At 40.7% G+C, this 24,159-nt stretch carries 22 protein-coding genes; 13 read left to right on the top strand and 9 right to left on the bottom strand.

The annotated features are described in order from the left end of the window. Positions 1-4 precede the first annotated feature (4 nt). On the bottom strand, positions 5-277 hold the full coding sequence (locus tag ACSSVW_RS11630; RefSeq protein WP_036970432.1) for an oxidative damage protection protein: 273 nt from the start codon (positions 275-277) through the stop codon (positions 5-7). 15 nt (positions 278-292) lie between these two features. Then, positions 293-1,369: an A/G-specific adenine glycosylase gene (mutY, locus tag ACSSVW_RS11625; protein WP_206770731.1), complete on the bottom strand. Its 1,077-nt coding sequence runs from the start codon at positions 1,367-1,369 to the stop codon at positions 293-295. Positions 1,370-1,742: 373 nt separating this feature from the next. Between mutY and trmB the strand changes: the two genes are divergently transcribed. The 5 genes from trmB (at position 1,743) to arcA (ending at position 6,598) form a co-directional block, all read left to right on the top strand. Next, complete coding sequence (trmB, locus tag ACSSVW_RS11620; RefSeq protein ID WP_074989461.1) at positions 1,743-2,468, top strand: tRNA (guanosine(46)-N7)-methyltransferase TrmB; 726 nt, start codon at positions 1,743-1,745, stop codon at positions 2,466-2,468. Positions 2,469-2,485: 17 nt separating this feature from the next. Further along, positions 2,486-3,514 carry a methyltransferase gene (locus ACSSVW_RS11615; protein WP_454179379.1) on the top strand — a complete coding sequence of 343 codons (1,029 nt, stop codon included), beginning with the start codon at positions 2,486-2,488 and terminating at the stop codon, positions 3,512-3,514. Between the two features lie 118 nt (positions 3,515-3,632). Next, positions 3,633-5,255: an ATP-binding protein gene (locus ACSSVW_RS11610; protein ID WP_421419389.1), complete on the top strand. Its 1,623-nt coding sequence runs from the start codon at positions 3,633-3,635 to the stop codon at positions 5,253-5,255. Next, on the top strand, positions 5,255-5,776 hold the full coding sequence (locus tag ACSSVW_RS11605) for a YfiR family protein (protein WP_036970447.1): 522 nt from the start codon (positions 5,255-5,257) through the stop codon (positions 5,774-5,776). Before ACSSVW_RS11610 ends, ACSSVW_RS11605 begins: the two co-directional genes overlap by 1 nt. A gap of 105 nt (positions 5,777-5,881) precedes the next feature. Continuing rightward, positions 5,882-6,598, top strand: coding sequence for a two-component system response regulator ArcA (gene arcA / locus ACSSVW_RS11600; protein WP_036970449.1), 717 nt, complete (start codon positions 5,882-5,884; stop codon positions 6,596-6,598). A 6-nt stretch (positions 6,599-6,604) separates the two neighbouring features. Here the strand turns inward: arcA and arcB are convergent, their stop codons facing one another. Continuing rightward, positions 6,605-8,932, bottom strand: a complete 2,328-nt coding sequence (gene arcB, locus ACSSVW_RS11595; protein WP_182396175.1) for an aerobic respiration two-component sensor histidine kinase ArcB — start codon at positions 8,930-8,932, stop codon at positions 6,605-6,607. Between the two features lie 174 nt (positions 8,933-9,106). On the opposite strand from arcB, the gene folE2 reads away from it, so the two are divergent. From folE2 to ACSSVW_RS11575, 4 genes are all read left to right on the top strand, one after another. Beyond that, on the top strand, positions 9,107-10,027 hold the full coding sequence (folE2, locus tag ACSSVW_RS11590) for a GTP cyclohydrolase FolE2 (RefSeq protein WP_454179378.1): 921 nt from the start codon (positions 9,107-9,109) through the stop codon (positions 10,025-10,027). Between the two features lie 80 nt (positions 10,028-10,107). Continuing rightward, positions 10,108-10,707 (top strand): DUF2726 domain-containing protein, encoded by a 600-nt coding sequence (locus ACSSVW_RS11585; RefSeq protein WP_036970456.1) that lies wholly within the window; start codon positions 10,108-10,110, stop codon positions 10,705-10,707. A gap of 103 nt (positions 10,708-10,810) precedes the next feature. Then, positions 10,811-11,518, top strand: a complete 708-nt coding sequence (gene mtnN / locus ACSSVW_RS11580) for a 5'-methylthioadenosine/S-adenosylhomocysteine nucleosidase (RefSeq protein ID WP_065978410.1) — start codon at positions 10,811-10,813, stop codon at positions 11,516-11,518. A gap of 1 nt (position 11,519) precedes the next feature. Then, positions 11,520-12,473, top strand: coding sequence for a cobalamin biosynthesis protein CobD/CbiB (locus ACSSVW_RS11575; protein WP_454179377.1), 954 nt, complete (start codon positions 11,520-11,522; stop codon positions 12,471-12,473). A 55-nt stretch (positions 12,474-12,528) separates the two neighbouring features. On the opposite strand, the gene tyrS is transcribed toward ACSSVW_RS11575, so the two are convergent. Continuing rightward, positions 12,529-13,728 (bottom strand): tyrosine--tRNA ligase, encoded by a 1,200-nt coding sequence (gene tyrS, locus ACSSVW_RS11570; protein ID WP_065978412.1) that lies wholly within the window; start codon positions 13,726-13,728, stop codon positions 12,529-12,531. Positions 13,729-14,123: 395 nt separating this feature from the next. On the opposite strand from tyrS, the gene ACSSVW_RS11565 reads away from it, so the two are divergent. After that, on the top strand, positions 14,124-15,440 hold the full coding sequence (locus ACSSVW_RS11565; protein ID WP_036970468.1) for a peptidoglycan DD-metalloendopeptidase family protein: 1,317 nt from the start codon (positions 14,124-14,126) through the stop codon (positions 15,438-15,440). A 62-nt stretch (positions 15,441-15,502) separates the two neighbouring features. Here ACSSVW_RS11565 and ACSSVW_RS11560 read toward each other — a convergent pair whose 3' ends face one another. The 4 genes from ACSSVW_RS11560 to ACSSVW_RS11545 form a co-directional block, all read right to left on the bottom strand. After that, positions 15,503-15,679, bottom strand: a complete 177-nt coding sequence (locus ACSSVW_RS11560) for a hypothetical protein (protein ID WP_162898025.1) — start codon at positions 15,677-15,679, stop codon at positions 15,503-15,505. 105 nt (positions 15,680-15,784) lie between these two features. Beyond that, on the bottom strand, positions 15,785-16,915 hold the full coding sequence (locus ACSSVW_RS11555) for a sodium ion-translocating decarboxylase subunit beta (protein ID WP_454179376.1): 1,131 nt from the start codon (positions 16,913-16,915) through the stop codon (positions 15,785-15,787). Between the two features lie 10 nt (positions 16,916-16,925). Beyond that, entirely contained in the window at positions 16,926-18,704 is a 1,779-nt protein-coding gene (gene oadA / locus ACSSVW_RS11550; RefSeq protein ID WP_036970475.1) for a sodium-extruding oxaloacetate decarboxylase subunit alpha, read from the bottom strand. A gap of 15 nt (positions 18,705-18,719) precedes the next feature. After that, complete coding sequence (locus ACSSVW_RS11545) at positions 18,720-18,968, bottom strand: OadG family transporter subunit (RefSeq protein WP_454179375.1); 249 nt, start codon at positions 18,966-18,968, stop codon at positions 18,720-18,722. 532 nt (positions 18,969-19,500) lie between these two features. On the opposite strand from ACSSVW_RS11545, the gene ACSSVW_RS11540 reads away from it, so the two are divergent. The 3 genes from ACSSVW_RS11540 to ACSSVW_RS11530 all read left to right on the top strand — a co-directional run bounded on the left by ACSSVW_RS11540 (position 19,501) and on the right by ACSSVW_RS11530 (position 23,086). Next, on the top strand, positions 19,501-19,674 hold the full coding sequence (locus ACSSVW_RS11540) for a DUF1328 domain-containing protein (RefSeq protein ID WP_036970480.1): 174 nt from the start codon (positions 19,501-19,503) through the stop codon (positions 19,672-19,674). Positions 19,675-19,726: 52 nt separating this feature from the next. Then, the gene (locus tag ACSSVW_RS11535; RefSeq protein WP_036970483.1) at positions 19,727-19,918 is read left to right on the top strand and encodes a hypothetical protein; all 192 of its coding nucleotides are present in this window, start codon (positions 19,727-19,729) and stop codon (positions 19,916-19,918) included. Between the two features lie 201 nt (positions 19,919-20,119). Further along, positions 20,120-23,086: a TonB-dependent receptor domain-containing protein gene (locus ACSSVW_RS11530; RefSeq protein WP_036970486.1), complete on the top strand. Its 2,967-nt coding sequence runs from the start codon at positions 20,120-20,122 to the stop codon at positions 23,084-23,086. Positions 23,087-23,137: 51 nt separating this feature from the next. Here the strand turns inward: ACSSVW_RS11530 and ACSSVW_RS11525 are convergent, their stop codons facing one another. Continuing rightward, a complete protein-coding gene (locus ACSSVW_RS11525) occupies positions 23,138-24,064 on the bottom strand; it encodes a hypothetical protein (protein WP_454179374.1) in 927 nt (308 codons plus the stop codon). Between the last annotated feature and the right edge of the window lie 95 nt (positions 24,065-24,159).

Genomic DNA, 24,159 nt, shown 5'->3' with positions numbered 1-24,159 from the left:
TCTATTATTTTTCAGGTGGACGGTAGCCTTCAATTTCTACGTCTTTACCTTCAAATAAAAACCCTACCATTTGCTCTTCTAAAAAAGCACGGTGCTCTGGGTCCATCATATTTAAATGTTTTTCATTGATCAGCATTGTTTGCTTATGCTGCCATTGGCCCCACGCTTCTTTGCTGATGTTGTTGAAAATCTTTTCACCAAGCTCACCTGGGTATAGTTGGAAGCCTAAGCCTTCAGCTTCTTTTTGTAACTTTTGACAAAATACTGTACGTGCCATAATTGCTCTCTACTCTTATTGCGTGATGCTATTGTAATCTATTGTGCTTAATTGTTTAACCAGCTTTTTAGTGGGTGCAGCCAACCCAACTTCAACCGATTCGTCAAGCGGATACCAAACAAGTTGGCGCTCGTTAATAAAATCAGGAATTGCCGGTAAGGTTAGCACATGTGGGTTAATGGTTAATTCAAAATGCGAGAATACATGGGTAAATGCCTCAAGTGCTTGCGTGTTATCAGTTAAACCATGTTGTGCTAAAAAGTGTTCTAACTCGCTGTACTCGGTAAATTCAAAAAAGCCAAATAAACCTCCCCAAATACCGCTACTTGGCCGCTTTTCCATTAATACTTTATTATCACAGGCTAAAATAAGTTGATGACACGCTTTTTTAGGCACCGCTTTTTTAGGTTTTGAGTGTGGAAACTCTTTCACTTTACCTTGATTAAATGCCTGACATTTACTCTTTAACGGGCATGGCTGACAATCAAACTTACTGCGAGAACAAAGACTTGCTCCTAAGTCCATCATGGCTTGGTTAAATTCAGTAACCGACTCTTTGGGGGTTAACTGAGACGATAACGACCAAAGCTGGTTTTCAACTTTTTTAACCCCGTACCAGCCCTCAACCATAAAGAACCGCGCAAGAACCCGCTTAACATTACCGTCTAAAATAGGGTGATGTTGACCCAGCGATAACGATAAAATAGCGCCTGCAGTCGAGCGGCCAATGCCAGGTAAATCCATGACTTCTTCGAGGGTTGTAGGAAACTTACCTTGGTATTTATCACGGACTATTTTTGCTGTTTTATGTAAATTACGGGCACGGGCGTAATAACCAAGCCCAGTCCAGTGATGTAATACCTGATCTTCATCAGCATTAGCAAGCGCGATAATATCAGGGAAGCTTTGCATAAACTTCTCAAAGTATGGGATGACAGTGATCACTTGCGTCTGTTGCAACATCACTTCGGAGATCCATACTTTGTAAGGGGTTTTATTTAATTGCCATGGCAGTGTCTTACGACCATGAAGGTGATACCAGTCAACCACTTGGTTAGCAAACCAAGTTGACTCCTTATTGCTTAAATTCAAAATAACATCTTTACTTGCTGAAGCTCATTGCGGCTCAGTCTATTGCAGTTAGTTAGGCCAAGCAAGTGAAAACCCAGCATCGAGGCGTGTTGCCCTTACAGGATTAAATAAGAGTTAATATAAGAGTTAATCCGTCCCTAAATAGAGCAAAAGCGCTTCGCATATTTATTCGCGTATTTAACAGCGACACACCTTTTTTTGCCAATTATGCCCCCTCCCCACTTCATAAACTCCGCCATGCCTCAATAGCAAATTCACTACAGCAAAATTAATCTCGAAAGATAAACAGGTCCTAACTATTGTACTCAAGGCGCTGGTCAGGGATAATACGCACCCTTTTTCTATAGTCCGTGTTTTTATCAGGCCAAATTATATGAATGACTCAAGTAACCCTAACCTCGAGCAAGCAAAGCAAGAGGGTAAATATATCCGCACTATTCGTAGTTTCGTTAAGCGCGAAGGTCGCCTAACTAAAGGCCAAGCAGCCGCCATCGAAAAGTGTTGGCCAACAATGGGCCTTGAGCATAAAAACGGCATGCTCGACCTGAAAGACGTCTTTGGTAACGATAACGATATCGTATTAGAAATCGGCTTTGGTATGGGTAAATCACTTGTTGAAATGGCTAAAAATGCCCCTGAGTTAAACTTTATTGGTATCGAAGTACATCGCCCAGGTGTGGGTGCATGTTTAATGGATGCCGATGAAGCGGGTATTACCAATCTACGTGTATTTGAGCACGATGCTATTGAAGTGTTGGCTGACTGTATTGCCGATGAAAGCTTATCTAAGCTGCAACTGTTTTTCCCTGATCCATGGCATAAAAAGCGTCACCACAAGCGTCGTATCGTGCAACCTGAATTTGCACAAAAACTACGTAGCAAGTTAAAAATAGGTGGGGTTTTCCATATGGCAACAGACTGGGAAAATTACGCAGAACACATGCTAGAAGTTATGCAAGTTGCAGAAGGTTACAAAAACCAATCTGAAACAAACGATTATGTTCCTCGCCCTGATTCTCGCCCGTTGACTAAATTTGAGCAACGCGGTCACCGTCTAGGTCACGGTGTATGGGATTTAATGTTTGAACGTACGAAGTAACATAAGGTAAAGCCAGAATGAGTAAGTTAACCAACCCCAGTTTATTATTACTTCGCAACGACGAAGAGTTAGTTGGGCAATCCATTTTAGTGGTTAACTTTGAACAAGATGGCTTTTTACGAGAGCTAAAAGCATTAAACCCAAATGCGGCCATAACTGCATTTAGCTATAACCACGCAAATGCACAGTATGCCAGTAAAATTAATGGCGTACGTGCGGTGGTTGATCACACTATTCCTGAAGGGAATTACGACTTAGTTATCTATTACTACCCTAAAGCGAAGCCTGAAGCTTTAATGTGTCTTGATAATATTCGCGCTATTTGTAAAGAAGATGCACAGCTTCTTATTGTTGGTGAAAACAAAGGTGGCGTTAAGTCAGCAGAAAAACAGCTTAAGGATTTATGTGGTTTTAGTAACAAAATCGATAGCGCCAAACACTGTATTCTATACCTTTTCTCTGAGCTGACATTAAACGATAGTTTTGATATCAGCCGTTACCACAAGCCATTTCAAGTTAAAGCGGGCAATCTTGAATTTACCGCTATCAGTGTACCGGGGGTATTTAACCATGGCGCACTCGATGTAGGGACCGCTGTGCTATTAAATAACGCTCCTAATATCAGTAAAGGTAAAGTACTCGATTTTGCCTGTGGGGCCGGTGTAATTGCCGCCTATTTAGGTATTAAACACCCTGACCTTGTGTTTACTTGCAGTGATGTCAGCGCACTTGCAACCTATGCAACCACACAGACTCTTGCGTTAAACAATTTACAAGGTGACGCAATATTAAGTGATGGTCTTGAAAGTATTGATGGTAAATTTGATTTAATAATCAGTAATCCACCTTTTCATACCGGCATTGCGACCGACTACACAATTGCTGAAGCGTTTTTAGCTAATGCAAAACAACACCTTACTAAACAGGGTAAGCTTACAATCGTCGCGAACAGCTTTCTGAAATACCCTCCTATTCTTGAAGCACAATTTGGTCAATACACAACTGACTTCAAAAATACTAAGTTTTCAGTTTACTCAGCGGCTTAGTTTTCGTTAATTAATATTGGTTGTTGAAATATTTTTCTTATTATTTAGTTACTTTTTGTTGTCTTTGCTAGACTAAGAAGTTACTAATAATACTAAAAAGATTGGCTTTAGACAGCGCATGTCAATATTCTCTGCACAAACAAGTATTCGCAAAGCTTTAACTAACGCAGTAATGTTAGTTACCGCACTCTGTTTGTCGCTATCTATTTCTATTTCGACCTACCTTGATGTAAAAGAGCAAAAATCACTCATCATCGATAAGATTACTATTTTATCTAAAATTGTCGCATACAACGCACAAGTTACCGTGCTATTCGACGATAACGAAACAGAAACTGAGCGCTTAAAATCATTTGAGTCAGTACCTTTAATAAAAAACATTCATATTTACTCTATTGACGAGCTTTCTAATGAACCGGTTTTTTTCAGTAGCTTTAACGCCAGCAAAACGCCGCCCGTTCCAATTAAAGTAGGTAGTATTAATGACTTATTAGTACCTAATGTTAAAGATAAGGTTATTGAGCTTGTTACCCCTATCGTTTACGAGGGGAACACCATTGGCTATGTGTATATTCGCGGTGGTCTAGACCGATTAAATGAATACATTAATCATAAAATTATGATTGATATCCTACTGACGCTGTTCGTACTGGTATTAGTGTTTTTTGTTGCGCGAAGTATTCAAAAGCGTATTGCAAACCCCATTGATGAGCTAAGTGTGTTGCTGCAAGACGTTTCTAAAAATCATAATTATGAAACGCGCGCGCAAAAAACCAATATTGATGAAATAAATCAACTCGCGGGCAGCTTAAACATCATGCTTGCGCGCACTCAAAAACAAATTGAGCGCCATGAAAAAGACAAACAAGAGATAAAACAACTCAACCAAAGCCTTGAAGAAAAAGTAAATCAGCGAACCATTGCCCTTCGTGAAGCAAACCAAGAGCTACTCAACACCCTTGAGCGAATGCATCAATATCAAAACCAAATCGTTGAAAACGAAAAAATGGCTTCGTTGGGGCAAATGGTTGCAGGGGTGGCACACGAAGTTAACACCCCAATTGGTCTGGGGATCACTGGGTCGACGCTGTTGCGTGACAAGCTGGCTGAAATCAATACGCTGTTTGAACAAAAAACCTTAACATCGGCACATTTAAAACGCTTTATAAATGATGGCATTGAAAACCTCGACTTAATTTATCGTAACCTCAACCGCGCTGCCGAACTGGTGTCGAGCTTCAAAAAGGTGGCTGTAAACCAAGATGGCGAAATGACTTCTCTGGTTAACTTACATAACCTACTAAGTGATGTTGTGCTCTCAATGCGTTCAGAAATTGAATACCGCAGCCCTAAAGTAAACATTAATTGCAGTCACGACATTAGCATCGAAACAAAGTCAGGGCCGCTGCAACAGATCTTACAACAACTGTTAAGTAACTCCGTGATACACGCTTTTACTGACAATCAAAATAACGAAATAACCTTTGACGTTGAGCGTAATGAGAGCAGCTTAGTCATTCATTATTTCGACAATGGCGTTGGGGTAGACAAATCGATTAAAAAACGAATTTTTGACCCCTTTGTTACCACCAAACGTGGCGAAGGTGGAAGTGGTCTAGGCATGCACCTCGTTTATAATTTAGTTACCCAAGCATTAGGGGGCAGCATTATTTACGATGAGCTAAGTAATGAAGGCGCTCACTTTATTATTACTCTGCCATTAAACGAAGGTGCAGTTTAATGAGAGCGCTCTTTTATCTATTTGTATTAGTGCTTATAACATACCCCGCGCAGGCTAAGTCGCCTGACCAAGTAAAGTCGGCATTTTTATTTCAAATTGCGAAGTTTGTTGAGTTCACACATGATGACACTGCACGCCCTGTGTCATTTTGTTTTTACAGTTTAAATAGTGGCCCTGGTGCATTTATGAAGGACCGAGATGAACTGCAAATTAACAACAAACCAATTAATGTGATATTAGTTAAAAAAACTCAGCAAATTTCTGAACTTTCTCAACTTTGTGATATCACATACATTGATGAAACATTAGAAAATGATATACTTCCACTTTGGACCGATACAATTTCATTGGATACTTTAACAATAGGTGAAAGTATCAGTTTTTTAGAAAACGGCGGCATAGCCTCTCTGGTTCAAGAAGGGAATAAAATCCGACTGTATATCAATAAGCAGCACGTATTGCAGCAGAACTTTAAAGTGCAATCTCGATTGTTAGCTATGGCTAAGTTTTATCCAAATTGATTTTACTTGTTAACAATTGGATCTACTCCTATAATCTCTAGTATTCGGTTTTGCTTGATAATACCGAATTTTTGTAAATAAAATTTCCGAAAAGGTTAATATACAATGCAAACGCCAGTCATTCTGATCGTAGAGGATGAAGACGTAACTCGACTAAACCTCGTTAGTTTATTTGAAGCTGAAGGTTACAAAGTTATTGAAGCCATTGATGGCGATGATATGCATGACAAGCTTACAAATAATGATGATGTGAACCTTGTAGTTATGGACATCAACCTACCAGGTAAAAACGGGTTAATCTTAGCTCGTGAATTACGTCAAAAACGCAATGTTGGCCTGATTTTCTTAACAGGTCGTGACAACGACGTTGACCGTATTCTAGGTCTTGAAATTGGTGCAGATGATTACATCACTAAGCCGTTCAACCCTCGCGAACTAACGATTCGTGCGCGCAACCTAATCTCTCGTACAGCGTTAGGTGGCGAAGAAGCTAATATCGAAACAAATGGTGTTATTACATTTAACGGTTGGGAACTTGATGAAAACAGCCGTTGTTTAACATCACCAAGTGGCGATGCTAAACGTCTGCCTAAAGGTGAATACCGTGCGTTACGCTTAATGCTTGATTCTCCTGGCCGTATCTTTAGCCGTGAACAACTTATTAAGCATATGACTGGCCGCGAGCTACGTGCTAACGACCGTACAGTTGATGTAACAATTCGTCGTATTAGAAAACACTTTGAAAGCGATAACAGCACATCTGAGCTTATCAGCACCATCCATGGTGAAGGCTACCGCTTCATTGGTAAAATTGACAACTAATTAGAACTAATCTTCTAACTGTTGTAAAAATAATTGGAGGGCTTCATGCCCTTCATTTATTTTGTCTGCTAAAACACTTAACCACTCTTGCAGTTCTTCTGCACTCTCATCAAGCGCACCGTGTTCCATCTTTTTAGCATGTAATTGCACATCGTTTAAACCAACAGAACCTGCAGCACCTTTTAGCTTATGGGCTACCGATTTATATTCTTCTCTGTCGTCTATAGCCAGAGCATCGGCCAATTCTGTTTGATACTGCGGGTTAAGCTTAGCAAATAACGCAGCGCTGCGTTTAAACACCTCTAACCCCATAGAGCCAACAAAATCTTCAATGGTTTCAATGTCGAGTAATTCTACTTTGATACCGGAAAGATCTTTCGGCTTAGCGGCTTTAACAGATGCAGAGTCAGGTACTTTTTGCTGTTTAATATCAAATAGCTCACCCAGCATTTTATCAAGCTTCGTGGTGTTAATTGGTTTTGCTAATGCACCTTGAATACTTATACCAGCGAGCTCCTCTTCGGCGCTTCTTACGTTGGCGGTAAGGGCGACTATCGGTAAGTTATCAAAATGCTCATCATCACGAATTTGCCTTGCTACTTCATCACCATTAATGTCAGGTAATTGCATATCCAGTAGCACTAAGTCTAAATCATCCTCGGTGTAAACAAACGACAGCGCATCTTCACCGGTTTCAGCCCAAATAACTTCGTGACCCCGCTGCTCTAACAGGTTAGTTGCTATTTCAGCATTTAATGGCACATCTTCAACTAACAAAATGTTTAAGCTGCGAACTGCATAGCTTTGCTCGGTTGGCGCAATACAAAGTTTAAGGGGGATTTCTACCACGAATACACTGCCCTCGCCCTCTGTGCTGCTAACATGTATTTCACCTTTCATAGCACTAACCAACGCTTTGGTTACGGCTAAACCAATTCCCGAGCCAATTGCGTTGGTGCCATTTATATCTGGCGCTTTATAATACATATCAAAAATACGGTGTAGCTGCTCTTGAGGGATCCCTTGTCCTGTATCACTCACTCGCATCACTAACCAAGGCCCATCTGGGCGATTTTCACGGCGGCATTCGAGTTCTACATGACCTTGCTGGGTAAATTTCACCGCATTATTAATAAGGTTCCAAACAACTTGGCGAAGGCGGGTCGGATCTAAAGACGCATACACATCAAGCGTGCCTTTACGCTTGATATTAAAGTCGAGGCCTTTTTGTTCAGCAATTAAACCCGCAAAGTTCACAACATCATTGATGAAGTCTGCAACATTCACTGAATCGGCTACAATATCAAGTTGCTCACGGTCAATTTTATCTAAATCTATAATATCATTGAAGATATTACCCAGCGTTTCAGCACTTGAGAACACCGTATTACACCAGCTTCGTTGCTGCTTATCGAGCTCAGTATCGAGTAGCATGCGGGTTAAACCAACAATGCCATTAAGTGGGGTTCTTAATTCATGGCTCAGAGTAGCAATGAATTTCCCTTTATCTTTGTAGGCTGCCTCTAGCGCTTGAGCAGCTTCTTTACGGCTGGTGATATCACGACCGAACGCAAGTAAGCCTATGTATTCACCTTTTTCATTAATAAACGGCAATTTACGCATTTCAAACCAACGTTTCTCCCCTGCTACAGGGTATTCAACGTCTAAAGTGAGTGCTTGATGAGTCTGCGACACTTTTTTGTCGGTGCGTAATACTTCAGGTAGATAATCGCTTGGGTAAATTTCTTCGACACTTTTGCCAATCAGGTCTTCGCTACTTTTACCAATCACCTCTTCAAACATTTTATTACACCCAGCGAACACACCATTGTTATCACGGTAGTAGAATAAATCGGGTGAGGAGTCGACAATAGAGCGAAGTAACATGCCCTGTTGTGCTAACTCTTGTTGTGTTTTCTTACGCTCGGCAATTTCTCGTCTTAACTCTTCAATTGCTCGGTGTTTGGCATGAAACGCCATTTTACGTTCGTCAATTTCTTCATTAAGGCGACTAATATTGTCTTTTAACGTTTGGTTTAAGAGCTTTTCTTGTTTGGTTGCACTGTCTAAGTAACTGTATGACGCTTCTAACTGACGAATAGAATTTAACAGTACAGAAATTAAAATTGGCGATACGACAGCCGTAAAAAACATTACAGCCAATACATCAACTAAGGTTACGGTTCCAACTGCCACGTAGTAAAACATACACGACAATATTAAAGACATAACCAATAACAGGGCATAGCAAGCTGCGGCGGTTTTGAATTCACCGTATTTTGATATAAAGCTTGAGAGTGTGCGAGCCCACGGACTCAAAGAAGAATCAATCATAGATAAAGCTTAGGCACATAATCTAAAAAAAACAGCATAGCTAATTTTATCACTATTCCTTATGAAATATTCATATTGTGCGATAAACACAGAATTTTTTCATCAACGCCGCGTTTTTTATATTTTTTCATGTAAAATACCGCGCTTTAATAATTGCAAAGAATGAGTATTACCATGCAGACCACGATGCCAGATATTGCTGATACGGCTCCCGCCTTACGAACAGGAAAATTAGACTGGGTTGGCATGGGCGAAATTGAACTTCCTTTCATTTTTGAATCTCGCAATATTGCCCCTGTAAATGTAGTTGCTAAAGCACGCGCATTTGTAAATTTACATAAAGAAGATGCGAAAGGCATTCACATGTCGCGCTTATTTTTAGCACTCGATACCTTATCAACTGAGCAGCAAGTGAACCCACAAACACTTGCTCAGGCACTTGATACCTTTATTAGTAGCCATGATGATTTAAGTGACCAAGCACAAATTGAATTTAAGTTTGAGCTTCCGTTGCGTCGTGAGTCTCTATTGAGTGGCAAAGTGGGTTGGAAAAACTACCCAATCCACCTAATAGCCAAAATTAATCAAGGTGTATTAAGCTTTGAGCTAATGGTTGATGTCACTTACTCATCGACTTGCCCATGCTCAGCTGCGCTCGCAAGGCAATTAATTCAACATGCATTTGATGAAAAATTTGCAGAGCAACAACTTGATAAACAAACAGTTTTAAACTGGCTTGGCACAACAGAAGGGATTGTCGCCACACCGCACTCTCAGCGATCAATTGCAAATGTGAAAGTGAAGCTTGATAACGCTCTCACCAGCTTTGATGTGGTTGGCTTAATAGATGCATTAGAAGGTGAATTAAAAACCCCTGTGCAAGCGGCAGTTAAACGTGAAGACGAGCAAGAATTTGCACGTTTAAATGGCCAAAACCTGATGTTCTGTGAAGACGCGGCTCGTAAAATCAAAGGGCTGTTAGAAGAGCAAAACTATGCCGATTACTGGTTGCAAATCAACCACTACGAATCACTCCATGCGCACGATGCTGTTGCAATTGCCGTAAAAGGAGTTGCTGGCGGTTATACTGCTTAAATAATTTGGTAACTCCCGACACTTAGGCACACATATTGCTTTTATTTTTCAGTGTCAATTTGTTGTTGTGGAGTTACCTTATGGAATTCGCTTTATTATCAATTTTAGTTTTAGTCGTAGTGGCTTCTGTTGTTGCGTCAAAGTTCAGCGATGATGGCGGAAACCCGTACCCTTTCACTCGTAAACAAAGTGTTTTTACTCAAGTTGAAAGTGCTTTTTTAAACCTTCTTGAACGTGCCGTTGGCGATCAATACAAAATTGTAAGCCGCGTAAAACTAATCGATTTAATTGACTGCAAGCAAGGCTTGTCTGTTAAAGCAAAGCGAGCAGCCATGACGAAGGCAAAAGGTAAGCAATTAGATTATGTGCTTATCGATAAAGAAAAGCTAACAATCGTTGCAGCGGTTGATTTAGTAAATAATACCAACAAAGACGGTCATAAAGCACAGCGAGATTGGTTTGTTAGTGGCGCATTAGAAGCGGCTGGCATTCCTCATATTCGTATGAAGGTGAAATCGGGTTATCAACCAAGGGAAGTCCGTGATGCGATTATGTTTAAGCTAGGGAAACCTGCAGCAGCGCCGATAAGACCAACACGCAACCGTGTTACAAAGCCTGCAGTATTGTCGCCATCTCAAGCAAAAGCTCATACGAGCTCTACCGCACTTGCTGAAATATAAGTTGTCATAATAGTGGCATAAGCAGACTTTCGGGTCTGCTTTTTTGTTTGTTTTATACATTTTTAGGTATAATCATCCTATTCAATCTAAGGAATCAAATATTATGCACGTTGGTATTATTGGCGCGATGGAGCCAGAAGTAAAAATCTTACGCGAGGCAATGGCAAACCCAAGCACGATGACAAAAGCAGGGTTTACATTCTACACAGGCGAATTAGCAGGTAATAAAGTAACACTTGTTCAGTCTGGCATCGGTAAAGTGGCGTCTGCAGTAGCGACCACGTTACTGATTGATAACTTTACACCTGATTGTGTGATCAACACCGGTTCTGCGGGTGGCTTTGAACCGTCATTAAATGTGGGTGATGTGGTTATTTCATCTGAAGTGCGTCACCACGATGTTGATGTTACTGCGTTTGGTTACGAAATCGGTCAAGTACCACAAATGCCTGCTGGTTTTGCAGCTCACCCAAAACTGATTGAAGCTGCAGAACAAAGCGTTAGCCAAATCAGTGATGTTAAGACCATGATTGGTCTAATTTGTACTGGCGACTCGTTTATGTGTGACCCGGTACGTATAGAAAAAACACGTGCTGAATTTCCTACAATGCTTGCCGTAGAAATGGAAGGCGCTGCAATTGCTCAAGCTTGCCACGTACTTGAAACTCCATTTGTGGTTATTCGTTCTATGTCAGATATAGCGGGTAAAGAATCACCGCAGTCATTTGAAGAGTACATTGAAACAGCATCAATTAATTCATCAAAAATGGTTGTGGCCCTATTAGAAAAACTGACCTCGGTGAGTTTATAAGGTGATTACACATTTTGTTCAAACCCATTTGGACATTATTGTATTTTTTATAGCGCTCCTTGCTGAGCGCTTTTTCCCCTTAGTTAGCTGGTATCACCCCAACACTTTTTTAAGCATTATATTCGCAGCCTTGGGAGAGCGTTTATATAACCGTTCAAACCCCACGAGTTATCAATATATTGCCTCTACCCTTGCCTTTACTTTGACCGTTTTAGTGATTGTCGTTCTTGTTGTATTGTTCTTAGAGTTTGCTTTCTACCCCGAGTTACTGAATGGCTTAATCTTATATTTACTGCTAAGTAGCCGCTTACAAGAAAAGAAGTCGCTGCGTATTGCTAGACTCATAAAACAAAATCAAAAAGCTATCGCAAAAGAGCTACTATCGAGTTTGGTTGCACGTGATGTGTCACGACTTTCATCGCCAGGTATCTGTAAAGCCACCATGGAGTCATTGGTGCTGCAAAGTGCGAGGCATTATTTTGCCGTTATATTCTTTTATTTAATCGGCGGCCCTATTAGCGCAATCGTTTATCGTTTATTAACGCTTATTCACCAATCATGGCGTAAAAAGCAACAGCCAAATAGTCCATTTTTAAAACCTATCGCAAAGCTGTTATTTGTCCTTGAGTGGCTACCCACTCGATTAGTTGCCATCACGATTGCGGCAACCAATGCCAGTAAACACAGTATTCATTATATTAAATACTACGGTAGACATTTTTATCAAACGAATACAGGCTGGTTATTAAGTGTGACCTCAGCAGCCTTACACGTACAACTTGGCGGCCCCGCACTTTATCAAGGCGAACGTTACAATAAAATGCGTGTAGGCACCGAACGATTACCCACTGCCGATGATATTCCTGTGCTTGTAAACCGTTTAAATCAAGCAAAAGCATTCTGGCTGCTATCAATCGTTGCAATCGAAATAGCCACACTATTGCTCGTTAACTAATTGCGACAAAAAAACCAGCCGAAGCTGGTTTTTTGTTTTGCTTAGTATGGAAGTATTAAGCAACCGTGATCTTTGCAAACTTACGTTTACCTACTTGGTAAATCTCAGTGGTGCCTTTTGCAACTTCAAGCTTAGTATCTGTTACTTTTTCTTCACCATTAATTTTAACTGCGCCTTGCTTGATCATTCGCATTGCTTCAGACGTACTCGCTACTAAGTTTGCTTCTTTTAGCAAATTAGTGATAAAGACCGACTCTTCAGCGATGGTTACAGTCACTTCAGGGATTTCATCTGGTAAAGCATTTTTTTGGAATCGTTTGATGAAATCTTGGTGTGCACCTTCGGCTGCATCTGCGCTGTGGAAACGCGCAATTAATTCTTTAGCCAGTTCAATCTTAATATCACGCGGATTAACACCCTCTGCAACGCGTTGCTTAAGTGCAGCAATTTCTTCAATAGATAACGCACTTAGTAAGTCATAATAACGCCACATTAGCTCATCACTAATTGACATCACTTTACCAAACATATCGTTTGGTTCATCAGTAATACCAATGTAGTTGCCTAATGATTTAGACATTTTTTGTACGCCGTCAGTCCCTTCAAGCAGCGGCATCATTAGCACTGTTTGTGGCTTTTGACCTTCGTCTTTTTGTAACTCACGACCCATTAGTAAATTAAAACGTTGATCAGTACCACCTAGTTCAACGTCTGCTTCTAATGCAACTGAGTCCCAACCTTGAACAAGTGGATATAAAAATTCGTGGATTGCAATAGATTGGCCACCGGCATAACGCTTTTTAAAGTCATCACGTTCTAGCATACGTGCTACTGTTTGACGCGCAGCCAGTTTGATCATGCCCGCAGCACCTAATGTCTCCATCCACGTAGAGTTAAATGCAACCGTTGTTTTAGCAGGATCAAGAATCTTAAATACTTGCTCTTTATATGTTTCGGCATTTGCAAGCACGTCATCACGGGTTAACGGTTTACGTGTCACGTTTTTACCCGTTGGATCACCAATCATACCTGTGAAATCACCAATCAAGAAAATCACTTCATGACCTAGGTCTTGGAAGGTTTTCATTTTATTGATAAGTACTGTGTGACCTAAATGTAGATCAGGCGCAGTTGGATCGAAACCCGCTTTGATCTTTAACTTCTTACCAGACTTTAATTTTTCAACTAATTCGTCTTCAATTAATATCTCTTCTGCACCGCGTTTTATCTCAGCTAGAGCGGTTTGTAAATCCACTGTGTATTACTCCAAAAATTCAGCTTACCGGGCGTGGTGGCCTATTAGGGTTAAAATAGAACTAAAACATTAAAATTTAGCTAGTTAGCGCCAGAAATACTGCACAAAAATAAAGCTAACTTAACCGTGTTAAGTAAAAGCCCCGAAGGCAGCGCGCGTGATTGTTCTTTATACCGCGTTATTGCATTTTAATGAAGGTACTTTAGTTAACTAATGCATAATTAGTTTAACTCTTGGCATCTGCTGCAAATTTAATCAAAAAAGTTTAACGCGCCTACTAATTCTAGCGTAAAATAGCGCCAGTTTAAATCTACAAAACTCTGGTATTTGCTCTATTTTAGGTATATCCTGCAATATTAGTAATTAATTTTCTTGACAGCAGAAAAAGGCACGTTATGGTTCACGTTGTGCACAAACTCCCCAAAAAACACAAACTGCTTATTCTCGGTTTGGTTTCTGCTATTGCTGGCTTAGCATTATTACCTTCGGAAAAAGCCACCGCATCAAAGGATAACAGTGCGAATGCACTTGAGATTGGCAAGCGCTACGAATTACAAGTTAAAGTTGACGATAACGAAAAACTAACTGAATTAAATTCTGAGCAAGCAGCAGCTAAACTTCCAGAATACGACCTTATCGACCATGAAGTTCGCAATGGCGATAATTTAGCACTTATTTTTAAACGTGCAGGCTTTTCCGCACAAACATTACACAAGCTAATCAATACAAACGCTGAAACGCGTAAACTGACAAAAATTCATCCAGGCGAAGTATTAAGCTTTGCAACCGCAGAAGATGGCTCATTAGCACAGCTTCGCTATGTTATCTCAAAAACAGATACCTTATACGTTACCTTAAACGAAGAAGGTAACTACGACACCTCTATCGATAGTAAAGAGATAGAAACGCTGAGTAAATCAGCCGGTGGAGAGATTAATAGCAGCTTTTGGACATCAGGTATTGCCGCAGGCCTTAGCGAACGTCAAATTATGAACTTTGCTGATATTTTTGGTTGGGATGTCGATTTTGCCAATGATATTCGTAATGGTGACCAATTCGGTTTAATTTACGAAGCACATTATGTTGATGGTGAATACATTGGCGACGGTAAAATTATTGCCGCAGAATTTATTAACCAAGGCGAGCGCTACACAGCAATTCGTCATACAGATGGTAACTTTTACACTCCTGAAGGCCGTAGCATGAAAAAAGCCTTCTTGCGTGCACCAGTTAACTTTAAATATATTAGCTCTAGCTTTAACCCACGCCGTTTACACCCTGTAACAAAGACAGTTAAGCCACACAACGGTATCGATTATGCCGCGCGCACTGGCACACCGGTTGTTTCAGCTGGTAATGGTAAAGTACTTAAGGCAGGCTACAGTAAGTACAACGGTAACTATGTTTTTATTAGCCATGGCACTCAATACGTGACTAAGTACTTACACTTAAACAAAAAAATGGTTAAAACGGGTCAGAAAGTGAAGCAAGGCCAAAAAATTGGTACGGTCGGTGCCACTGGTCGTGTAACAGGCCCACACTTACATTATGAGTTTTTGGTAAATGGTGTACACCGTAACCCTAAAACGGTAAAACTACCTAAATCAGAACCTTTGCCTCGTGATGAGTTAGCCAAGTTTAAACCTATTGCAGATAACTTCTTAGCGCAATTACAGCGTAACCGTGAAATGCAATTAGCCTTAAACAAATAAGCTAAATTAATAATGACAAAGCCGCTGCACGTTGTAGCGGCTTTTTTGCGCTTGGCCCTAAATTACCTTACGAGTAAATAAATAAGCTGAATAACCATTGAGATCATCACCAAAGGCCAAATGTATTTAGCGTATTTAGTTGCGCCATCAAGGCCCAGTTTTGAATGGTACTTTTCAAGTAACGGCACCAGAATAACCAAGGCAATAAACAAGCAAAGTAAGATAACAAATATATTCATGGTGGCTTCCTAATGTAGACGGTAATGTAACCAGTTTATAGGCAAAAAAAAGCGCAGTAAAATTACTGCGCCAGTCGGTTGGAAGTAAAATGTCTAATCGATTTATTAACCTACAATCGCTAACAAAATACCTGCTGCAACAGCACTGCCTAGTACCCCTGCAACATTTGGCCCCATTGCATGCATTAACAAGAAATTATGCGGGTTACTTTCAAGGCCTACTTTATTAACAACACGCGCAGCCATCGGAACGGCTGACACTCCAGCAGCCCCTACTAGCGGGTTAATAGGTGATTTAGAAATCTTATTGAGGCCTTTTGCCATAAAAACACCAGACGCTGTACCAATGGCAAAAGCCAATGCACCAAGTACTAAAATACCTATCGTTTCGACAGTTAAGAACTTATCGGCAGCCAGTTTTGAGCCAACAGCAAGACCTAAAAAAATAGTGGTAATGTTAATGATCTCGTTTTGCGCACTATTACTTAAACGGTCAACAACACCAGACTCTCGCATTAAATTACCTAAACAAAACATGCCAACAAGAGGGGTTGCCGCTGGTAAGAACAAAATAGTTAGGCTCAATACCATAAGCGGGAAAATAATCTTCTCAGTTTTCGACACAGCACGTAATTGTGGCATTTGAATTTGGCGCTCTTCAGGCGTTGTTAAAGCTCGCATGATAGGCGGTTGAATTATAGGAACCAATGCCATGTACGAATAGGCAGCTACTGCAATGGCACCTAATAAATCAGGAGCCAATTTCGACGCTAAAAATATTGCCGTTGGACCATCTGCACCACCGATAATAGCGATAGCGGATGCATCTTGCAGGGTAAACTCAAAACCTGGAATAAAGTTAAGTAAAATGGCACCAAGTAAGGTTGCAAAAATACCAAACTGAGCAGCAGCCCCCAATAACAACATGCGAGGGTTTGCAATTAAAGCACTAAAATCTGTTAATGCACCCACCCCCATAAAGATCAACAGTGGAAAAACACCTGAGTCGATACCAATGTGATAAACATAATATAAAAGCCCACCTGGGTCAGATAACCCAGCAACTGGAATGTTTGTCAAAATAGCGCCGAAGCCAATGGGTAAAAGCAGCAACGGCTCAAAATTACGTGCAATTGCCAAATACAGCAATAAGCACCCTACGGCAATCATAATCAAAGCAGGAAAGGTAAAGTTTGCTATACCCGTTGCATGCCAAAGGTTTAAAAGACCATCCATCTTCTATCCCCTACGCTAACGAAATCATAGCATCGCCAGTGGTAACTGAGTCACCTTCGGCTACTAAGATTTCAGCGACAGTGCCTGTATGTGCAGCACGGACTTCGGTTTCCATTTTCATTGCTTCCATAATGATAACCACATCGCCTTGATTTACCGTTTGGCCCGGCTTTACCTTAATTTTAAAGATATTACCCGCCAATGGCGCATTGAGCGTTTCACCCGCTGACGCTGATGCCGATTGTGGAATTAATTCGCTGTCTTTAAGAGTAACTTCTTTAAGCTCACCACCTTGCGCTACTACGACATCGTAAACTTTCCCATCAACTTTTACGCTATACTGCTCAGCTTTAACGGCATTTTTGCCTGACGTAGGTTGTTTACTTTCAGTCTGGGCAGTTTCAGCGGTTGGAACTGCTTCAAATGCATCAGGGTTATGGCGGTTTTTAATAAACTTCAAGCCAATTTGCGGGAATAATGCATAAGTAAGCACATCATCAATTACTTCATCAGCAAGCTCTAAGCCTTGCTCTTTGGCTTCTTTTAAAAGCTCAGCTTCTAATTTCTCAAGTTCAGGCTCAAGTTTATCAGCAGGGCGACAAGTAATCGGTTCAGCACCATCAAGGACGCGTTCTTGCAACTCTTTATTCATTGGCGCTGGTGTCGCACCATATTCACCTTTAAGTACACCGGCAGTTTCTTTAGTGATTGTTTTATAACGCTCACCAGTTAATACATTAAGTACCGCTTGTGTTCCTACTATTTGTGAGGTGGGTGTAACAAGCGGAATGAACCCTAAGTCTTCACGAACACGCGGGATCTCAAGTAATACTTGGTCTAATTTATCTGCTGCACCTTGCTCTTTAAGCTGGTTTTCCATGTTAGTTAACATGCCGCCAGGCACTTGTGCTAGTAAAATTCGACCATCAACCCCTTTTAAGCTGCCTTCAAATGCCGCATACTTTTTGCGAACATCACGGAAGTACGCAGCAATTTCTTCAAGTTGATTTAAATCGAGTTCAGTATCGCGCTCTGTGCCTTCAACAATTGACACAATTGTTTCAGTGGCACTGTGGCCATACGTCATACTCATTGACGATATTGCGGTATCAAGCATATCAATACCTGCATCAATTGCTTTTTGATATGTTGCAGTGCTAAGCCCCGTAGTCGCATGACATTGCATAGCAATCGGAATTGAAACTGTCTCTTTCAACCCTTTAATGAGTTGCTCACACTCATACGGTTTTAATAAACCCGCCATATCTTTAATACAAATAGAGTGACAACCAAGCTCTTCTAATTGTTTAGCAAGTTTTAACCACATATCAAGCGTATGAACAGGGCTTACCGTATACGAAATAGTCCCTTGCGCGTGCGCTCCCACTTTAACAGCCGCTTTAATCGCCGTTTCTAAGTTACGTACATCATTCATCGCATCGAAAATACGGAATACATCAACGCCATTTTTATGGGCGCGTTCAACAAATTTTTCGACAACGTCATCAGCATAGTGGCGATAACCTAAGAGATTTTGACCGCGTAATAACATTTGCTGTTTAGTGTTTGGCATTGCCGCCTTTAGCTCACGGATACGCTGCCAAGGGTCTTCACCTAAATAACGGATACAGGAGTCAAAAGTAGCTCCCCCCCATGATTCAATAGACCAATAACCTGCATGATCAAGCTTTTCGGCAATAGGCAGCATATCATCTAGGCGCATACGCGTTGCTAATAGAGACTGATGCGCATCACGCAATACTAATTCGGTTAGTTTTAATTTAGCCATGTTCAAGCTGCTCCGTTATTGTTGTTTATTTCTAAATTGAGCGATAGCAGCGCTGATAGCTGCAATATGTGCCGGTGGTACCCCTTGCTGAGGCTGTAATTTTGCGGTTCGGGCTGGAACTGAGCTCGCAGAGTTTTCAAATCGCCCCAACAATTTCGACATCAGCAGTACGGCTGAAATCAAAATACTGAGAAAGATAAATACACCCACCATACCCGTTAGCATTAAGCTGGCTGCGGTTGTAAGTAAGCCACCAATATCCATACTGCTCCCCTCGCTACTCAGAATAAAAAAACACTTAAATCGAATATTTATACATTCATAATAACAAACAAAACTTATTTTTAAAGCTTTATTGTCAATTGGTAAAACCAATTAATTACAGGGTAACACATCAAACAATTAATTAACACCAAGCCATTACGGCAATTAACTACCCAATATAGACGATAAAAATACTCAATATAGTCAAAAGTTATATGTAAAAATAGTTAACTGTGTAACGTAGCAGCGTAAAAATCAGCTAAAGCAAGGGGTTTGGTAACTTGCATGCCATACAGGTTAAATTGGTCTTACCAAGAAAACATAATCACAGGTGTCCACTTTCAGCATAGAAGTTGAAAAATTATCACTATGAATAAGTTACATGATCACTCGTAATAATTACCAAACGACACGCCACAAAAAAAACGAAAACAAAACTAACAAATTGAAAAATAAGGACTTTAAAACTTTGGTATGGAACTCGCTTCAGTCTAATCAACCGAAACGAAATTAAATAACCAAGGAGAACATTATGTTACGCTGGACAGTTACTTTTTTAGTTATAGCGCTAATCGCTGCAGTGTTAGGTTTTGGCGGTATTGCAGGGGCCGCAGCAGGCATAGCTAAAATCATATTTTTTATATTCTTAGTTTTACTTGTTATTTCACTTATATCAGGTGCTCTTAGAGGCAATGTACCTAAGTAATAACAAACCAACAGCAATTTACTTTACTAATTTATTTACAAGGAATTTCATTATGAAAAATTCAACTTTAAAAGCAGCTACTATCGCCCTATTTTCAGCTTTATTTATTATGGGGTGTGAAGACAACACAGCAGAAGAAGCTGGTGAGCGCATTGATGAAGCAGTAACCGACGCTCAAAATGCAGTAGAAGATGCATGCGAAGAAGTTAAAGAAGGTGTAAAAGCAGAAGAAACTAACTGCTAAAAATAGAGACTTTACGAAAAAAAGCGGCTTTATAAGTCGCTTTTTTTCGTAAAGCATTGGTATTTTTGAAAAACATATACAAAATAACGAAGTATTTTTTTACTTTTACCTAATATATATACTAAGCTGATATTGCTAAGAATGGACTATCAGCAGTATTCCATTGTTTTCTAGCCAACTATAATTTATTGGGAGATAACAATGTTAACCAGCAAACTATCTAATGCTATAAGATTAGCAATTAGTACAGGCTTCGTGTCATCAGTTTTACTGTATGCACCAACAAGTTCAGCCGAAGAAGAAACTGAAGCAAAAAAAGATCTCGAAGTGATATCAGTCACCGGTAGTCGGATTAGACAACCTGGTGCGGTCTCTGCAAGCCCTATTGTTTCAATTGGAGAAAAAGAACTAGGTTATCAACAAGAACCTGAAGTAGAGCAAATCCTTAGAACCCTTCCCTCTACAATCCCTGGAGACGGTAGTAACGTAAATAATGGCTCTGGCGGTGCAGCAACCATTAACTTAAGGGGCTTAGGTTCACAACGCTCTTTAGTGTTAATGAATGGTCGCCGGATGATTCCATACAACTATAATGGGTCTGTTGATAGCTCAACAATCCCCACAGCCCTCATTGAAAGAATTGACATTATTACCGGTGGTGCTTCTGCGGTATACGGCTCAGATGCGATTGCAGGTGCTGTGAATGTAGTCTTAAAAGATGACTTCCAAGGCGTTGATTTAGACTTTAAGCACTCTGAAACAGGTGATGGTGATGGCGATAAAGACAGCATAGCCCTGACAATCGGCTCTAATTTAGAAGATGATAAAGGCAATGTGGTTCTCTCTTTAGGCTGGAGCCAACGTGATCAAATCTTACTGGGTGACCGTCCGTTGGGCCTACTCGGTATAGAAACTAAAACAGGTGCTAACTACGAGCAATTCCTCAATGGTGAACCCCCAATTCCAGCACCAGCAGATTGTAGCGGTCCAAACTCTGTTGAAAGTGGCGGTTCAACAACAGCATTCCCTACGAGATTTGCGATTGTAGGTGCGGGTACAACAGGTTCTGGGCAATTTAGAAATGACGGAACATTGCAACCAGACACCTGTAGTGTATTTAACTTTAACCCTTATAACTTCTACCAAACACCTTCAGAGCGTTATTCTGCTACAGCCATTGCTAAATATAACTTAACTGATGAGCATAAAGTATATTCAAGCTTCAACTACACAAATACCAGTGTTGATACTCAGGTCGCACCATCTGGAACATTTGGTTCAAGCTTCAACTTACCGCTTGCTAATCCACTAATTGGTGACCAAGCTAGACAATTTATGATTGACGGAGCAACAGCAGCTCTGGCAGCTGGAAGCTTAGATGATAGCAACTGGCAAGACGTCAATGGCAATGGTATCGTTGATAGTGAAGACTATTTAAAAGTTCAACTTCGTCGTAGAACGTTAGAACTTGGCGCAAGAACAGAACGTTATGACAGTGCGCAATTCCAACTTGTAACTGGTGTGACAGGTTTCTTCCTTGATGACTGGGAATACGATGTTAGCTACCAATATGGTGAATCTAACAGAACCACAGTGCGTGGCGGCTATACTAACCTAACTAATATTCAAAATGCTCTTGATACAACAGATGGTGTCACTTGTAAAAATGGTGATTCTAGCTGTGTGCCAATCAATTTATTTGGTGGTTTCGGTACAATCACTGAAGAAATGGCAGGATACGCTCAAGCAATCGCCCTGCAACAGCAAAAATACAGCCAAGAAATTTTCACCGCAACGGTTAATGGCGCCATTAATTTTATCGAAATTCCAGGTGCAGGTGCGCCACTTTCGATGAGCTTTGGTTATGAAAATCGTCGCGAAAAAGGCCTTTTTGAACCGGATGAATGTTTAAAACTTGCCCCTGCAAGCTGCCAAGGGGGAGCCGGTGGTAACCAGCTACCGATTTCGGGTGGCTTTAAAGTTGATGAGGTATTTTTAGAAGGTTACCTACCTGTGTTAGATGGGTTACCTGGTGCTGAAACACTTGATGTTGAATTTGGTTTCCGCTGGGCAGACTATGACACTGTTGGTAGTAACGAAACTTGGAAGCTCGGTTTTAACTGGCGCCCTGTAAGTGATGTACTTGTTCGTGTAATGCAACAACAAGCAACACGTGCACCTAATGTTGGTGAGATTGCATCACCTGTAGTCACAGGCTTAGACAATGCACAACAAGATCCTTGCTCTGTCGCAAATGCCGCTAATATTGATGCAACGTTGAGACAACTTTGTATTTCAACTGGCATGACTGACGCGCAAGTAGGTAATGTACAAGATGTAATATCTGGTCAAGTGCAAGTTATCAGCGGGAGCGATCCTTTAAACCCACCTGGTGCTGAAGAAGCAGAAACATTTACTGCGGGTATTGTCTGGACGCCTGAGTTCAGTGCAGTTGAAAACTTTACAATTACACTCGATTACTACGATATTGATATTGATAATATTATTGGTAACTTCTCAGCTCAGGAAATTCTGGATGCATGTTATGTACTTGGCGATGCAAACGAGTGTGCAAAAATCAACCGTATTGGGGGTGATTTAACAATTGCTGGCGCGGGTATTGAGCAATTTACGACCAACTTAAAAAACCAACGCGCCGAGGGTGTAGAGCTTGGGTTTAATTTTGGTATTTTGCTTGATGATATGGGCGAATTGCAGTTCTCTGGTAATGTAAACAAATACCTAACTCAAGAATCACAAAGTTCCAGCACTGCCCGTATTATTGACTGTAAAGGGTATTTCAGCACAAGCTGTGATCCTGTTTCTGAATTACGCTGGGTACAACGTACTAGCTGGATTTGGGAAGACTTTACGGTTTCATTACAATGGCGCCATATAGATGGTGTTGATGTTGAGCCAATCGAAGCACCTAATGTTTTTGAAGAATTCAGAAGTATTGAAAGCTACGATTACTTCGATTTATTTGCCAGCTATCATGTTACCGAATACATGAATGTTACATTCGGTATTGATAACATGTTTGAAAAAGAGCCACCTGTAGTGGGTGGTGAAGCTGGTGATACAAGCTCAAACTCAGGTAACACATTCCCAAGTAACTATGACGTTTTAGGTCGTCAATTTAAAATGGGTGTGAAGTTAAAGTTTTAATAACTTAAAACCAGAGCGGCTTATAAAGCCGCTCTTTTTTTACTTAATTTTTTACTTACATTGAACAGTTAATACCTTCCCTGACGCCATACTGTTAATTTGCCAATTACCATCGACTAAACTCACCTTCGCTATATCACTTACTTCAAAGTCGCCGGGTACATTCAAACGGGTTAAATTATCAGCCAGTTGCTGCTGACAGTATGGGGGTGTATCACCATGCATTACCAACACCGGCTTATCAGTGCGCTTTGCAAAGTCATTGATTGCATCTCTATATACTTTAAAGGCGTCGCAGTCGCTTCGGCGTAAATCAGCGCATGGCTGCTTTTTAGTTGAACGATAGATATCGGCTTGAAAGCCAAACACATATGCCTTCGCACTCTGATTAACTAACGCCTGATTTAACCAATTTACATTGAGCTTGTCTCGTGTATCGGCCGCATCGAGTGCAACATGTTTATCAGTTTTTAGTATTTGAGAGCGGCCATTAAACGTACCTGGTATATGCAAAGTGCGAAACTCTATTCCGTCAAACTGCCAGCGAGCGTTTTCAAGCATATCGGCCTGCTGTGTAAAGCCCTCTAGCTGCTTCGCTTTTTTAACGTATGCTTCGTCATACAGTAATCCTTTAACGTAGTTTAATCGCTCAAGTTCATCAAAACGGGGATTTAGCGTAGCACGGTCACAGTCGGTCCATTCATTGTCGCCAGGCGTATAAATAAATGGCTGAGAAGAAAGAGAAGTAAGTAGTTGTTTATTGCTAGTTAAGAGTTCATTGGTACATGCAAGAGAGCCAGATTTCATATCACCTAAATGCATCAAAAAGCCATGAGGCGTAGTCGCAACAGCTTTTGCTAACTTGCCATTGGGCTTAGCAAGGTTAATTTCATCAATTGGTGTATAAGGCATGTCGGCCATAACTAAAAACGAGTTAGTGGCCACTGTAAGAGCTAAAGATAATGAGCTAAAGAGCATAATATTTTCGCCTAAAAACACATTTACTTAAACGCATTCACTTAAACTCTAGGCAGCTTAATTAAATAAGCTGTTTAGAGACAGGTAAAACGGGC

The sequence above is a fragment of the Pseudoalteromonas sp. MBR-15 genome, from assembly GCF_053628915.1.
Note: the sequence above shows the minus strand (reverse complement) of the source record. Positions and strands in the feature narration are given on the sequence as shown.